The following is a 13,295-nucleotide window of genomic DNA, read 5'->3' as shown; positions in this document are numbered from 1 at the left end:
CGCCCGGCCGCTCGTTTGCCTACCGTGCATGCACGAGGTGCGCGCATGCCGTTCTCGACCCTGCTCTATCGCTACTTCTTCTATGGCTGGCTGTTTCGCGACGCGAGCCGCGGCAGCCTGTGGCAGCGCAGCGCGGCCTGGCGCCACAACCGCGAGCAGGCGCGCTGGCTGCCCACCTACATGCGGCGCTGGCTGGTGCTGGGCGCGCTGCTGTTCGTGCTGGCGTGGTTCGTCGAGGGCATCTTGCGCTGCCCGTTGCTGTCGGCCGTGTTCTACGTGCCCAGCGCCTTGTCCGTGCCGTTCAATGCCGTCACGGTGCTGTGCTGGACCTTCCTCACGCACGATCGGCCGCTGTAGCGCCAGGTCTATGCTTGCAGCGCTGTCTTAAGGAGGCGCGTATGTCCGATCCGGTGGATGCGCTGGTGCTCGACCTGCTCGAGTGGCTGGGCCCGCGGCAGCGGCCCTATGCCGAAGTCATCGACGCGTGGCGCACGTCCTGCCCGCGGCTGCCCGTGTGGGAGGAGGCCAATGCGAGGGGCTTCGTGGAGCAGCGGCACGAGGCGGGCGTGGGCTCATTCGTGTCGCTGTCGCCGGCGGGGCGACGATGGCTGGTCGAGCATCGCGCGCCGAGGCCTGTTCAGACCTAGGCTGGGTGGGCCAGAGCGCCTGCTGCGAGCACGCTGCGCGAGTAGTCGATCCCTGCATCGATGCCGCGATACCTCGAGCCGGGCTTCCACCCCGTGGCGACCAGCTGTCTCAACATCGACTCGAAGCTGTCGCTGGGGATGTCGTTGATCGTCGCAAGGCCGAGCAGGCGAAACCGGTGCTTGGCAACCGAACGAGTGAATCGCGCAAACCAGTCCATGGTGGGCTTAGGGTGACGGCCTTCCGAGAATCCAGCCGACCGACAGCACATAGCGACTGCCGCCCTCGACTCGGGTCACGCTGTGCTCACACTCGTCGGGTCGGAACAGCCTGATGCGCGCCGATGCGTAGATCGGCCTCGCGCACACGAACTCACCCCCGGCGTCACTGCTCTTCGATCCCGTCATGCAACTTGTACTCGTCGAGGAAGGCCCGCAGGCAGTCCTGAGGCACCGTGCGCGTCTCGATGAATCGGGCGGCGCAACCCGGCGGGTAGGACACCAGGAATGCCCCCTTTCTGGACCTGCATCCGGTGTCGATTGGTTGTTCTCCCGGTAAGCAGAACGGGACGTCGGGCTCGGGGATGCTTGAGACGACGCGGCCGCCCCGAATGAAAGTCGTGGTGCGCACGACAGGGCGACCATCGATGCTCGACCAGAGAACTTGGCAGCCCGTGTAGGACGCCGGCATGGCGGACAGCCTTGGGTAGACCCGGCCGAGGACGTTCGCGCCACCGAAGAAATGGAAGATCTCGCCCGCATCGGCAGGCGGCGTTTCGAGGCTGCAGTTGGGGTCGCCCGAAGCATCCGACGCGATCGCAAAGGTCGCATAGGCAAGTGCAAAGATCGAGGCGAACAGCTTGGCGAACATGAAAGTGCCGATGGTCCCATGCACCGTTCCAGTTGTTGCGGGAGCGGCTAGAAGGTCCATCAGGTGCTCGAGTTCCGGGCAAGCAAGATGCTGCACGATTGTGGCGCGGCGCGACATCGAGCGTTGCCGGCGCGCATCCGGTTCTTGGAGGAGGAAGCGCCCCTTGCTTCTAGGGTTGTCGCGCACCCTGCACGGTCGACTGCAGACATAGCATCGCCCCTCCACGATGCCCACCCGCAGTACACCCACCCCCGAGCCCTGGGACGCCGCGCGCGTGCTCAAGCTCGCCGCGCAGTCGATGTTCGACCTGTTCGACCAGTCGAGCCAGGGCATGCTGCTGGTCGACCGCAGCGCGCGCGTCGTGTGGATCTCCGACGGCTACCGCCGCCTGCTGCCGGCGCTGGGCTTTGCGCGCCAGGAGGATTTCATCGGCCATCCGGTCGCCGAGGTCGTGCCCAACACCATGCTGCACCGCGTGCTGGAGACCGGCCGGCCGATCCTCGCGGACCTGCTGACCAACCACGCGGGCACTTTCCTCGTCAGCCGGCTGCCGCTGCGCGACGAGTCCGGTGCGGTGATCGGCGCGCTCGGCGTGGTGCTGATGGACCGCTCCGATGCGCCCGACGGCGACACGATGCAGCCGCTGATCGAGAAGTTCGCGCGGCTGCGCAGCGAGCTGGAAGACGCGCGCGCGCAGCTCGCTGCGCAGCGCCGGCCCAAGCACACGATCGCCAGCTTCATCGGCGGCAGCGCCGCCGCGCTCGAGGTCAAGCGCCAGGCGCGGCGCGTCGCGCTGACCGACGCCACCGTCTTGCTGCGCGGCGAAACCGGCACCGGCAAGGAGCTGCTCGCGCAGGCCATCCACGCCGCGTCGCCGCGCGCGAGCCGGCCGTTCGTCGGCGTCAACATCGCCGCGGTGCCGGAGTCGCTGCTCGAGGCGGAGTTCTTCGGCGTCGCGCCGGGCGCCTACACCGGCGCCGACCGCAAGGGCCGCGACGGAAAGTTCAAGCTGGCCGACGGCGGCACGCTGTTCCTCGACGAGATCGGTGACATGCCGCTGGCGCTGCAGTCCAAGCTGCTGCGCGCGCTGCAGGAGCGCGAGGTCGAGCCGCTGGGCAGCAACCGCGTGCTGCCGGTCGACGTGCGCGTGATCGCGGCCACCAGCCGCGACCTCGCCGCGATGGTCGAGCAAGGCCAGTTCCGCGCCGACCTCTACTACCGCCTCAACGTCGTGCCGATCGTGCTGCCGCCGCTGCGCGAGCGCGTGGCCGACCTGGAAGCGCTGGCCGAGGCGCTGCTCGAGGACATCTCGCGCCGCAGCGGCCTGCCGGTGCGCAGCCTCGCACCCGACGCGCTCGAGGTACTGACGGCGCACGACTGGCCGGGCAACATCCGCGAGCTGCGCAACGTGCTGGAGCAGGCCGCGCTGATGCACGACGAGCTGCTGCTGCATGCCGCGCAGCTGCCGCCTCTTCGACCGCCGCTCGGCTCGCCGCCGGGCGCGCCCCACGAACACGCGCCCGCCGGCGCCGCGGTGCCCGGCGTCCAGCCGCTGCCCGACCTGCTGGCCGATGTCGAGCGGCGCGCGATCCGCAGTGCGCTCGAGGCCACCGGGGGCAACCGCGCGGCCGCGGCCAAGCTGCTGAAGATGTCGCGCGCGGCGCTGTACGACCGGCTGGCTCGCTACCCGGACCTGGAACAGGTCAAATAGCGCCGCCGCGGTCCGCGAGGCCGTGGTCCGGCGCCAGGTGGGCGCGCTCCTTTCCTGCTCGCTTCGCAGGTCTTCTCGATGCCGGTGCGACTCCAGCTGTTCGGCGCGCCCGCGGTCACGCTCGATGACGGCGCGCCCGCGCTCGCGCTGCCGTTCGAGCGGCGCAGCCAGCTGCTGGTGCTGCTGGCGTTGCGCCGCGCCTGGGTCGCGCGCGCCGAGGTCGCGACGCTGCTGTGGCCCGAGCAGCCCGAGAAGCTCGCCTCGGCCAACCTGCGCAAGACGCTGTTTCGGCTGCCCGGCATGGACTGGGGCGGCCTGGTCGAGTCCGACGGCGGCTCGCTGCGCGCGGTGGCCGAGGCCGACGTGCACGACTTCGAGCAGGCGCTGCGCAAGCGGCGCCTGGCCGACGCGCTGGCGCTGTACGCGGGCCCGCTGCTGGCCGGCTTCGACGACGACGACAACGAGGCCTGGAGCGACTGGCTGCAGTTCGAGCGCCAGCGCCTGCAGGCCGCCTGGCGCGCCGCGGCGCTCGAGCACCTGGCGGGCGAGGGCGTCGATGCCGGCGAGGGCGCGGCGCTCGCGGCCCGGCTGCTGGAGCACGATCCGCTCGACGAGGCCGCGCTGCGCCTGCACATGAGCTTGCTCGCGCGCCACGGCCAGGCGGCGCGCGCGCACGAGGCCTATCGCCGCTTCGCCGAACGGCTGCGTGACGAGCTCGGCCTCGCGCCGGCCAGCGAGCTGCAGGCGCTGCACGACGCGATCGGCAGCGCCGCGCTCGCGCGCGCGGCCGCGCCCGCCCCGCCTGCGCCCGCCGATCCCGCCGAGGCCGGCTTTGTCGGCCGCGCCGGCGAGCGCCGGCGCATCGCCGAGCTGCTGGCGCGCGACGAGGTGCGGCTGCTCAACCTGGTCGGGCCCGGCGGCATCGGCAAGACGCGACTCGCGCAGCGTGCGCTGCACGACCTCGCCGGCGCGTTCGCCGACGGCGCGCACTTCGTGCGGCTCGAAGACGTGTCCGACGCCGGCGAGCTGGTCGCGCGCATCGCGCGCGAGACCGGCACCGCGCTGCGCGGCCGCGCGCCCGCGCTCGAACAGCTCGCCGCCGCCTTGCGCGAGCGACAGCTGCTGCTGGTGCTCGACAACCTCGAGCAGCTCGCGGACGTCGCGCCCGCGGTGATCGATCCGCTGCTGGCCGCCTGCCCGCGGCTCAAGCTGATCGCCACCTCGCGCGTGCGCCTGGGCCTCGCGTCGGAGCAGCTGCTGCCGCTCGAAGGGCTGCCCTGCCCGGAGCGCGAGGACGCCGACCGCGTCGAGGCCTTCGATGCAGCCCGGCTGTTCGTCGCCGCGGCGCGGCGCGTCGAACCCGGTCTGCTGCCCGCGGTCGAGGCGGCGGCCATCGTCGAGATCTGCCGCCTGGTCGACGGCCTGCCGCTGGCGCTGGAGCTGGCGGCCGCGTGGACGCGCGTGCTGTCGTGCGAGGCGATCGCCGACGAGCTGCGCGAAGGCACCGCGCTGCTGCGCGCCAGCGACGCCAGCCATCCGGCCCGCCACGCCAGCATCGAGCACGTGTTCGAGCAGTCGTGGCGCCGGCTCGGCGACGCCGAGCGCGAGGCGCTGGCCGGGCTGACGGTGTTCCAGGGCGGCTTCTCGCTCGAGGCCGCGCGCGCGGTCGCGGGCACGCCGTTGCCGGTGCTGGGCGCGCTGGTCGACAAATCGCTGCTGCGAAAGGACGGCACCCGGCTGTCGCAGCACCCGCTGGTGCAGCAGCTCGCCGCGGCGCGGCTCGCGCCGGCCGCGCGCCAGGCGGCGCGGCGCGCGCACATGGACTACTTCCGCCGCGGCCTGGGCCCGCTGCGCGTGGCGCTGGGCCATGGCGAGCGCGCCGCGCTCGATGCCGTCGAAGCCGAGATCGAGAACCACCTGCATGCCTGGCGCTGGGCCATCGACACGGGCCATGCGCAGGCAGTGCGCGAGATCGGCGGCGCGCTGCAGCGCTACTTCGACCACCGCGGCCCGTTCGAGGAGGGCCTGGCGCTGGTGCGCCAGGCGCTGGACGCGCCGACGCTGCGCGACGACGCCGGCCTGCAGTGCTGGCTGGCCGGCGAGGCGGCGCAGTTCGAGTACCGCCTCGACCGCTACGCGCAGGCCGAGGCGCTCGCCGCGCACGCGCTGGCGGGCGCGCGTTCGTCGCGCCAGCGTGAAGCGGCGCGCGAAAAATGAGCCGCTTTCGGCGTGAAAATCCATTCGGGCTCAGGTTACACCAGGAGCAACGTAATTCCCTGGCAGCGCGCAGCTCTGCCGTCCAGGTGGGGATCACGCGTCTGGAAACTGTGCCGTCGGCACGCTGATGGCTGCGCCCGTGTAGCCTCGATCGGTGCCGACCGTGATGCGCAGATCATCGAGGTAGGCGCCGAGGAACCACGTGCCGCCGCCAGTGTCTGGCGTGCCGCCAATCCAGGCCTCGGTCACCGGGCCGTTGATTGCTGACGCACCGATGCTGGTGTTGTCCGTTCCACCTGTGCCCGCCAGGTACACCCGCATGCTGCTTCCGCTGCGCCGAACAACAAAGTGCTGCCAGGCGTTGAGCGTCACCGAAGCAGCGCTGGAGATGGCTGCCGCGTCCGTGGAGCCGTTCAAAGACCAGCGGCTTGCGATCTTCCCGGTACTGTCGAGGCGAACGTCGATCCCGCGGACTCCCGACGAGCCGTAGTTGCTGATGATGGTGGCCTGTGCTGCCGGTAGCGCCGTCGGGTAGATCCAGCCTTCGATCACAAAGTCGGACGAGCCCACGTGCAAATTCGTTGACGGGAAACGAAGCCTATGGTTGCTAGGTGCGCTGAACAGCCAGGAACCCGAGCCCCACTTGGCCTGCGCAGTCGAAACGGCGCACCCGTTGTCGGACGTGCCCACCTGCGCTGCTGGATCGCTCGACTGTGCGACGGTGCTGCCGTTGGCCGCGTTGCCGTGCAGAAGGATCTTGACCGACGCGTAGTGTGGATCGCCCGCTGGAGGAGCCCCAAAGCGGAAGGGGTTCAGCAGGTAGCCGCGCTGCCTGGCGCGCAGCGCCCCGTGAATGTCGGTGCTGCTGCTGATCATGGCGGCGTGATCTTGATGTAGACCTTCAAGCCCTTGGCCGAACCATCGCCGATCTGGTCGATGTCGATGGTGCCTTTAGCGCCCTTCGTGACCGAGGGGTTCGAGATCACGGGCGCCGACGCGGCCGTGAGAGAGGTTTCCTCGGTGTTGTCGATGGTGATCTTCGTCGACAGGATCGAAGCACCGGCGTTGTTGACGTCGACCGTGAAGATCCCGCCAGCGCCGTTGGCGGCCTGGGGCGTCGTCAGGCCAGCCCACACCTCGGTGACGTTGCCCGTCATTGGGTAGTGGAAGGTCACCTTTGCGTTGCCGGCCGTGAGTGCGGTCGCCTCATCGCTGCATGCGACCGGCAGAACAATGGATCCGTCGGCGCCGCCAACCCCTCCTAGCTCGCTGGAGGGGACGCGTAGGCTATCCCAGCGCGTGATCGTCACCGTCTCGCCTGCAGCGTCATCGACGATCGCATTGCCCTCCGGCGCTTCGACGACCAACTTTCCGGCCGAGAGCGAAGCGATCCGCGCGGTGAAGAGGTTGTTGGCCGTGTTGCCAGTGAACCCTTGGACACGGAACTGATCGCCGGCGACGAAGCCCGCGGCGATGAAGCCATTGGCGCTGTCGTTGAAGCTGTTGTCTGCGCCCAGCGCGCTGATCGTCGCCGCGACGATCTTCACCGTCTGCGATGGCTTCGAGACCAGGACCCACTCGTCCCCATCGACGTCACCCTCGGCCAACTGCGATACCTTCTTGTTTGCCATGCCTGGCTCCTAGCTAAAGCTGATCCGGCTGCCCATCGACGCCCAGGCCGAGATCGTGAAAGCGGTGTTGACCGCGTTGCGCTCGACCTCGATGAGCCCGAGGTCCGAGAACCACGAGACGGTGAACAGCCCCCCGGCCTCGATCAGCGTCTTGAGGCCGACGCAGACGTCCTCGAAGCCCGCCTCGGCGCCGGTCGCGGTGTAGGTGTAGGTCGTGCCGTCAAGCGTGATCTCGAACTTCGATCCGGCACTGATCGGTGCCGGCGTGCTCTTGAAGAACAGGACCGTCGACAACTGTTTGGCGCCGGCGGGAAGAGTGGGCTGGCCAGCCGACAGGAAGCGCAACAGCGGCTTGAAGCCCGAGGGATGGTGGCTCACCTGGAAGTCGTCGCCGAGCTGAACCAGGTCGTAGTTGCCGCCCGCCTGCACCAAGATCGCGTCGCGCGCCATCCCTGCCACCATCGACAGCGTTCCGCTGACGCTGTACGGGTCGAGCTCGGCATGGTCGCTGATCGCCTGCGCCAGCGGATAGAGCTGCGTGACTCGGTTGTCGGTCGTCGACAGGATCACGTTCCAGTTGACGATCACGTAGTCGGCGCCAAAGCCGGCGTCGGTGATCCCGATTGCCTTCTGAGCCGCATAGGTGCGGCCCTTCACGAGGAGGCGGATCGATGCGAGGCCGGTCGCGTTGTAGGCACTGCTGGTGTTGGGCGCGAGCGAGTAGCCGAGGCCATCCGGCCGGAACAGGTCGATATAGCTGTTCTGAACCGTGCCCGCGGTGATCGGATACGGGGCCTGCCGCTGCTCAATGCCGATCTCGGCGACGTTGGTGACCGCATAGGTGACGAACGGGGCGTTGGCCTTGACGATGACGCTATTGCCGCTGACCTCGATACTGCCGATGCCGGGGCCGTTGGCCATCAGCTCCGCGGCCAGAGCATTCGCCATCTCGGCGAAGCTCGTCTTGCCCGCCGCGCTGACCGTCTTCAGGGTCGCCGGGTAGCCGGACACGCCGATCGTGACGTAGTAGATCTCGGCAGCCGAGAAGGTGCCGCTGAAGGTCGCGGTGAGCGTGTGCGTGAACGCGGGCAGCTCGAGCGTCGGCTTCTCCTCGGTGACATAGTCCCCGGCCTCGGTGACCAGGTTCTCACCCGACTCCAGGAGGATCACGCCGTCGACGCTCGAGAAGCGCCGCACCTGGCGCTGCCAGCTCTCGATGCCGCCGCGCACCGATCCCACCTCCAGGCGCACGTTTCGACCGCCTGGAATGAATGGCGTCCACGACGTGCCCGAGATGCCGACCGCCGACGTGATCAGCGCATCGCTGTCGTCGTCGTACACCCACCCTGAGTAGCTGGTCCCGGGCTCCGGGCCGATGTCGCCTTCGTCCTGCTCCACGATGTCGGCGGTCTGCTGCAGGCGATTGCGGTGAGACCACTGGACGAGCGGCGCGCCGAACACGCTGCTCGGGTAGGCCTGTCCGTTAACTCGCAGATTCCCGGGTGGGTATGGCCTCACCTGGCGCTGGGCAGCCGTGCGGCTGACTTCGGTGGCAGCCTCAATGGCCAGCGTGCCACCCGTCGCGATGGTCAGCAGCTTGAAGTCGACCTCTTCGCCTGTCGCGCGCTCGATCCGATCACTGGCGCTCAGCGCGTCATCGAAGAACAGCAGCGCGCCGGCGGCGTGGTCTTGCGGCGTCGTGTCAAGAACGCCTCGGGCAACGGAGATCTCCATCGCGTCGACGTCGATCGCCTGCACCTTGGCCCATTCGGCGCCTGAGCCTTCACCGATGATGACCAGCTCGCCAACCTCCACTTCGCCTAGATCGATGGCGCCCTCGATCGGCAGCACCGTGTCGGCCTGGCTGATGTCGGCGGCCAGCATTGCCGACGGCACAAAGCCACCCGTGCCCTGTAGCTCGAAATCGGCCGTGCCGACGCGGTTCCAGATGTCGAAGCCCTGCGACAGCTGCGTCGGCCGGGCGGCCACCACCGCGAGGTAGGCCGCGTCCATGTCGAGAGCTGCAAGGTCCGTGGCCGTCATCTCGGCGACCAGAGACCGATACGGCACCTCGACGATGTCTCGCCGAACGATCGGTGCAGGCGACGTGTCAGGCTCCTCCCAGCCTGGCGGCTCCTGTTCGACGTAGCTGCTCGACGGCAGACCGAAGACGTCCTCGGCGACTGTCAGCGTGATCTCGCCGTTGGTCAGCTCGCCGTAGTCGATGTCGACCACGCGGAAGACAACACCGGCAATCCCGAGATCTGGCCAAACGAGCTTCAGCACCGCGCCTGGCGTGAGCCGCCAACCGTCGCGGTTGACCCTCAGTCGTGCCTTGGCGATGGGCGTCGCCGAGGCGATCAGATCTCGCTGAGCCACGCGTGCGGCGAGCGAGGCGTTGGGGATGCCCGGGTACTGGCGTGTCTGGCTGACGACGGCTCCCTGCGCCTGGATATTGGCCAGGTCCTGCACCGTGATCGGCGTGTCCTTGTTGGTATCGACGTCCCGATAGACGACCGTGATCTCGTTGACGGTGTCCCCGTAGCCCGCCCGCTGGAAGCTCTCGACCGCGACCACGTTGCCTGAATCGAAGACCGGCAGCGTCTCCGGGTCATAGTCCGCTCGCAGCAGCTTGAGCTCGAACTTCCCGGTTCGCGGGTCCGCGTAGTAGGCGGCGCCGCAGTGGTCGACCACGCGCTGGATGAACGCCTTCAGCTCCTCTTGCTCGTTCCAGAGCATGCAAAGGCCGAAGCCCTCGTCGTACAGCGTGTCAGCTGCAGCCTCGAAGCTCTCACCGATCGTCGCTACCGGATAGCCCAGGCCCCATTCGGTGTTGGTGAGGCACTCGTAGACGATGTGGGCCGGGTTCATGCCCAGGTAATCGCCTGCCGTCAGCTCCGACAGAACCGTGCCAATGAAATTGCACGCGACGTAGTTGCCCACACCTGGCAAGCCGGTGTCGACGACTCGCAGCGCCAACACATGTTCGCCAGGATTGATCGTGACGTCGACATAGGAGACGAAATCGGAGATCGCGGTCGGCGCGAGTTCAGCGCCGTCGAGCCAGATGCCGCGCGTGTTGTCGTGCAGCACCTTGAGCCGTACCGAGGCAGCTCCCACCATCGTGAAGTGATGCCGCACCCACAGCGTCTTGTAGGGCGCCTCCCCCGTCACGGCGGGGATGATGGTGTCCGGGGCCGTGAAGCCGTTCGCAACGGCGTGCGGATGCAGGCGATCGCCGAAGCCGCCAGGACCGCTCTCCCAGGCCGAATCGTTGTATCCAGCAGCGCTGTAGTCTCCGACGCCGTTGCCATCGAGGTAGAGCCACTTGCTGGTCGCTCCTTCGGCGATGACGACGTCGCCCGGCGAGTAGATCGGCGCATCGCTCGGCGTGCCGATCGGAATGGGCGCCTTCTCCGGGTACCAAGGGGCTCCTCCGTCCCAGCCCGCGAGGATGCGCTCGAGCTGCGCGGCCACCGGTTTGATGTATGGGTTGTTGCACCCGATCAGGCCGTCGAACAGCAGCGAGAACACGCCGCGGAACGCCGGCGACGGCTGCGGCAGGACCAACAGCGCCAGCGTGGGCAGCGTCTGCGTCTCGCCGCCCATCATGACGGCGGCCTGCCCATGAATGCCCCCCTCCTTCTTCTCGCCGCCGAAGAGCTCGGGCTTGTCGATCGCGATCGTGCCGTTCTCGGTCTGCGAGCCGATCCACGCGCCACGCTCGCCCCACAGAACCTTCCGAAGCCTGTCGATCGGTCCGTGGCAGAACGCCAGGTGCAGCGCCATGAAGTAGCGCCAGCCGACGGTCTGCTTCTTGCTGCTACCGCCCATTGCCGAACCTCTCGGCTTGCTCGGCCCGCGCGCGCTCGACGGCCTTCAGCGCCATCGCGTCGCCGGTTCGCTCGAGCTGCTCGGCTGAGATGCCGCCGCGCAGGAACGCGGGCCAGTCGAGGCGGTGCTGCACGAAGAACGCGCGTGCGCCGCGGTTGCAGTAGCCCAGCTCCCGGATGTGGCGGTGCAAGACGATGGTCACTTCTTGCCGCCCTTCGCCTTGATGGCCGTGGTGCGCAGGTTGCCGTAATAGATGACGTTCGGACCTGTGACGGTCACGGTGCCAAAGATCACCGGCACTGGACGGCCTTGCTCAGCGACCGGCAAGTCGAAGTCGCTGAGGCTCGGGGCCTTCGGCTGGGGTGGCTTGGGCGCCAGCGCATAGGAAACCAGCGCAGCGATGACCAGGATGGCGAGTTGCACCCACATGGCGGACCTCAGTAGACGGGCGTGCCGTCGAAGGGGTTCTTGATCGGAATGAAGGGGAAGCCGCCGTAGTTCGGCAGGTTGTCGTAGACCGTGTCGCACATGGCCATCGTGTGATCGCAACCGGGGCTGACCGTCACGGCTTGGCCGATCGGGATGCCCTGGAACGGCCTGTCGAGCGTCAAGTTCAAGCCGGAAACACCACTGATGAAGCGTCGCTCGATACCTTCGGCACCGCGATCCCACTCGACGAAGCCGCCGGGGTAAGGCATCGCGTCGAGAGCAGCCACGCCGAGGACCGAGCCCACCACCGACGTGACCGTGGTGTCGATGCTCACCGTGGATCGGACGACGCCGCACTGGTACAGGACGCGCGGGCACTGGCGCTGGTAGAGCCGTCGCAGACCGGTCCGCTTGAGCGAGCTGCTCACGGGTTCGCAGTTGAGAACGGCCGAGGCGCCTTGCCACTCGCAATTGAGCACGCGGCCCATCCAGATCACAGCGACTTCCGCGTCGCCACGATGGAAGCGCTTGATGGTCAGGGCGATCACCTCGGTGGGCGGCGTGACTCGGAAGAGCTCGGCGATCGGAAAGTCGCGTGGGCAGGTCACCTTGACCGCGTTGCGGGCCTGCTCCGTGCTCGCAGCGAGGCTCGATCGACGCAGCGTCGCTGCCGCGTAGGTGTCCGGACCCAACACGATCTCACTGGCCGCCGAGGTGAAACGCTCGACCAGCGTGCCGCGGGCAAACTCATAGAGCTCGACAGGCGCACCGCCGTGCGTGCTCCGTTCGCGATCGTCGTAGCTCATGTCAGATCCCGCACGCTGGCCAGCGCCAATGTGCACTCGGCGAGCAAGTCGGTGCGATACGCGATCTCCACCGCATCGCTGGCCAGGCGCGCCAGCCTCATGAACGAGATCTGCCGCACATCCTCGGGCGCGATCGCGACACCGAGCGCCGCGTCGATCGTCAACTCCTCGACATCGGCGGAGACCTCGGCGGCCACCGTGACGCGGCGATAGAAGACGGTCCCGTCGAACAGCACGATGCGCAGGTCTCGACGACCGATCGCCGCCGATGTGCCGTTCAGGCGCCACAGGCCTCGATTGGCAACCTGCAGCGCGACCGCCGCTCCGCTGGCGCCGGCGACCAGCTGCACGTCGTCCTGCAAACTGGGCAGCCAGAACGGAACCAGCCGGCCCATCCGAGCAGCCAGGAATCCGCGAAACGCTGCGATCTCCTCGCGGCCCGCGAGCAGCCAGCTGTGGCCACGCGAGACGCGCTCGACGCCGGCCAGGTCGGTCACCAGGCGACGGCCGACCTGGCCATCGACCTCCGCGAGCACGCGCGAGTGTTCGGCCTGCGGCTCGTTCGTCCAGTTGGTCTGCTGCGTCAGCACCGAGTAGCCGCGATAGACGATGTCCTCAACCGCCGGCGCCCAGATCCACTCGCCATCGAAGTCGAACCGCAGCGTGCCGACCGCGACGGCGTCGCTGCGGTAGCCCAGCGAAGTCTTGTCCTGCAGCCGCGCGAAGCCCGCCGGCGCGATACGCGCACCGGCGGGCCAGGCTTGTGCCAGCGGGGCATCCAGCGTGATCTCGCCCGCGACCTCGTCGACGTCGAAGACAAGCAGCATGCTCGAGCGCAACCCATCGATGAGCATCAGCGATTCGCCGGCGGCGAAGCCTCGACCGGCGAGCTGGGCGCCGACGGGAAGCACCGAGTCGCCGACGTTGACGTCGCTCGCCAGTTGCACTGCATCAGGCCAGAACGGCAGCTCGAAGTAGCCCCCTTGGCCAGCGCGAAGAAGGTTCTCAGCAAGTACCCGCTCGTCGTTGCCGAGCAGCGCCACAGCGAACTCGACATTGCGGCGCGCACCCTCGCGCAGGCGGACGCGCTGCTCGGTCTCATTGGCTGACGGCATGGCGTCGGTCAGCCATTCGAGGCGCTCGATGATCGGA

The 13,295-nt window shown here is 68.5% G+C and carries 13 protein-coding genes and 1 pseudogene; 4 read left to right on the top strand and 10 right to left on the bottom strand.

What is annotated here, in order from left to right; all coding sequences use genetic code 11:
- Nucleotides 1–45 precede the first annotated feature (45 nt).
- Nucleotides 46–357, top strand: a complete 312-nt coding sequence (locus tag ACO2TI_RS10075; RefSeq protein ID WP_423283980.1) for a hypothetical protein — start codon at nucleotides 46–48, stop codon at nucleotides 355–357.
- 41 nt (nucleotides 358–398) lie between these two features.
- Nucleotides 399–647, top strand: a complete 249-nt coding sequence (locus tag ACO2TI_RS10070) for a 3-phosphoglycerate dehydrogenase (protein WP_423283978.1) — start codon at nucleotides 399–401, stop codon at nucleotides 645–647.
- Here ACO2TI_RS10070 and ACO2TI_RS10065 read toward each other — a convergent pair.
- The 3 genes and pseudogenes from ACO2TI_RS10065 to ACO2TI_RS10055 form a co-directional block, all read right to left on the bottom strand.
- Nucleotides 644–865: a hypothetical protein gene (locus tag ACO2TI_RS10065; RefSeq protein WP_423283977.1), complete on the bottom strand. Its 222-nt coding sequence runs from the start codon at nucleotides 863–865 to the stop codon at nucleotides 644–646. The genes ACO2TI_RS10070 and ACO2TI_RS10065 overlap by 4 nt on opposite strands.
- 7 nt (nucleotides 866–872) lie before the next feature.
- Nucleotides 873–1,040, bottom strand: a pseudogene (locus ACO2TI_RS10060) (2OG-Fe(II) oxygenase); the annotation flags it as partial.
- A complete protein-coding gene (locus tag ACO2TI_RS10055) occupies nucleotides 1,030–1,575 on the bottom strand; it encodes a hypothetical protein (RefSeq protein ID WP_423283976.1) in 546 nt (181 codons plus the stop codon). The gene ACO2TI_RS10055 and the pseudogene ACO2TI_RS10060, both read right to left, overlap by 11 nt.
- 166 nt (nucleotides 1,576–1,741) lie before the next feature.
- Here ACO2TI_RS10055 and ACO2TI_RS10050 point away from each other — a divergent pair, with 166 nt between their 5' ends.
- Together ACO2TI_RS10050 and ACO2TI_RS10045 are read left to right on the top strand one after the other, a co-directional pair.
- On the top strand, nucleotides 1,742–3,226 hold the full coding sequence (locus ACO2TI_RS10050; RefSeq protein ID WP_423283975.1) for a sigma-54 interaction domain-containing protein: 1,485 nt from the start codon (nucleotides 1,742–1,744) through the stop codon (nucleotides 3,224–3,226).
- A gap of 78 nt (nucleotides 3,227–3,304) precedes the next feature.
- Nucleotides 3,305–5,443 (top strand): ATP-binding protein, encoded by a 2,139-nt coding sequence (locus ACO2TI_RS10045; RefSeq protein ID WP_423283973.1) that lies wholly within the window; start codon nucleotides 3,305–3,307, stop codon nucleotides 5,441–5,443.
- A 93-nt stretch (nucleotides 5,444–5,536) separates the two neighbouring features.
- Here the strand turns inward: ACO2TI_RS10045 and ACO2TI_RS10040 are convergent, their stop codons facing one another.
- Genes ACO2TI_RS10040 through ACO2TI_RS10010 form a run of 7 tightly spaced genes read right to left on the bottom strand, consistent with a single transcriptional unit; the run spans nucleotide 5,537 to nucleotide 13,186 of the window.
- On the bottom strand, nucleotides 5,537–6,319 hold the full coding sequence (locus tag ACO2TI_RS10040) for a LamG-like jellyroll fold domain-containing protein (protein WP_423283971.1): 783 nt from the start codon (nucleotides 6,317–6,319) through the stop codon (nucleotides 5,537–5,539).
- Nucleotides 6,316–7,074: a hypothetical protein gene (locus ACO2TI_RS10035; RefSeq protein WP_423283970.1), complete on the bottom strand. Its 759-nt coding sequence runs from the start codon at nucleotides 7,072–7,074 to the stop codon at nucleotides 6,316–6,318. Before ACO2TI_RS10035 ends, ACO2TI_RS10040 begins: the two co-directional genes overlap by 4 nt.
- A 9-nt stretch (nucleotides 7,075–7,083) precedes the next feature.
- The gene (locus tag ACO2TI_RS10030; protein ID WP_423283968.1) at nucleotides 7,084–10,908 is read right to left on the bottom strand and encodes a phage tail protein; all 3,825 of its coding nucleotides are present in this window, start codon (nucleotides 10,906–10,908) and stop codon (nucleotides 7,084–7,086) included.
- Nucleotides 10,898–11,110 (bottom strand): hypothetical protein, encoded by a 213-nt coding sequence (locus ACO2TI_RS10025; protein WP_423283966.1) that lies wholly within the window; start codon nucleotides 11,108–11,110, stop codon nucleotides 10,898–10,900. Before ACO2TI_RS10025 ends, ACO2TI_RS10030 begins: the two co-directional genes overlap by 11 nt.
- Nucleotides 11,107–11,337, bottom strand: a complete 231-nt coding sequence (locus ACO2TI_RS10020; protein ID WP_423283964.1) for a hypothetical protein — start codon at nucleotides 11,335–11,337, stop codon at nucleotides 11,107–11,109. The genes ACO2TI_RS10025 and ACO2TI_RS10020 overlap by 4 nt, the downstream gene beginning before the upstream one ends.
- A gap of 8 nt (nucleotides 11,338–11,345) precedes the next feature.
- Nucleotides 11,346–12,143: a phage BR0599 family protein gene (locus tag ACO2TI_RS10015; protein ID WP_423283962.1), complete on the bottom strand. Its 798-nt coding sequence runs from the start codon at nucleotides 12,141–12,143 to the stop codon at nucleotides 11,346–11,348.
- Nucleotides 12,140–13,186: a hypothetical protein gene (locus tag ACO2TI_RS10010; protein WP_423283961.1), complete on the bottom strand. Its 1,047-nt coding sequence runs from the start codon at nucleotides 13,184–13,186 to the stop codon at nucleotides 12,140–12,142. Before ACO2TI_RS10010 ends, ACO2TI_RS10015 begins: the two co-directional genes overlap by 4 nt.
- Nucleotides 13,187–13,295: the final 109 nt, after the last annotated feature.

Source organism: Caldimonas sp. KR1-144 (assembly GCF_049446155.1).
In the GTDB taxonomy this organism is placed as follows: Bacteria; Pseudomonadota; Gammaproteobacteria; order Burkholderiales; family Burkholderiaceae_C; genus Rivibacter.
The sequence above is the reverse complement of the archived record's forward strand: the minus strand, read 5'-3'. Positions and strand labels throughout refer to the sequence as shown.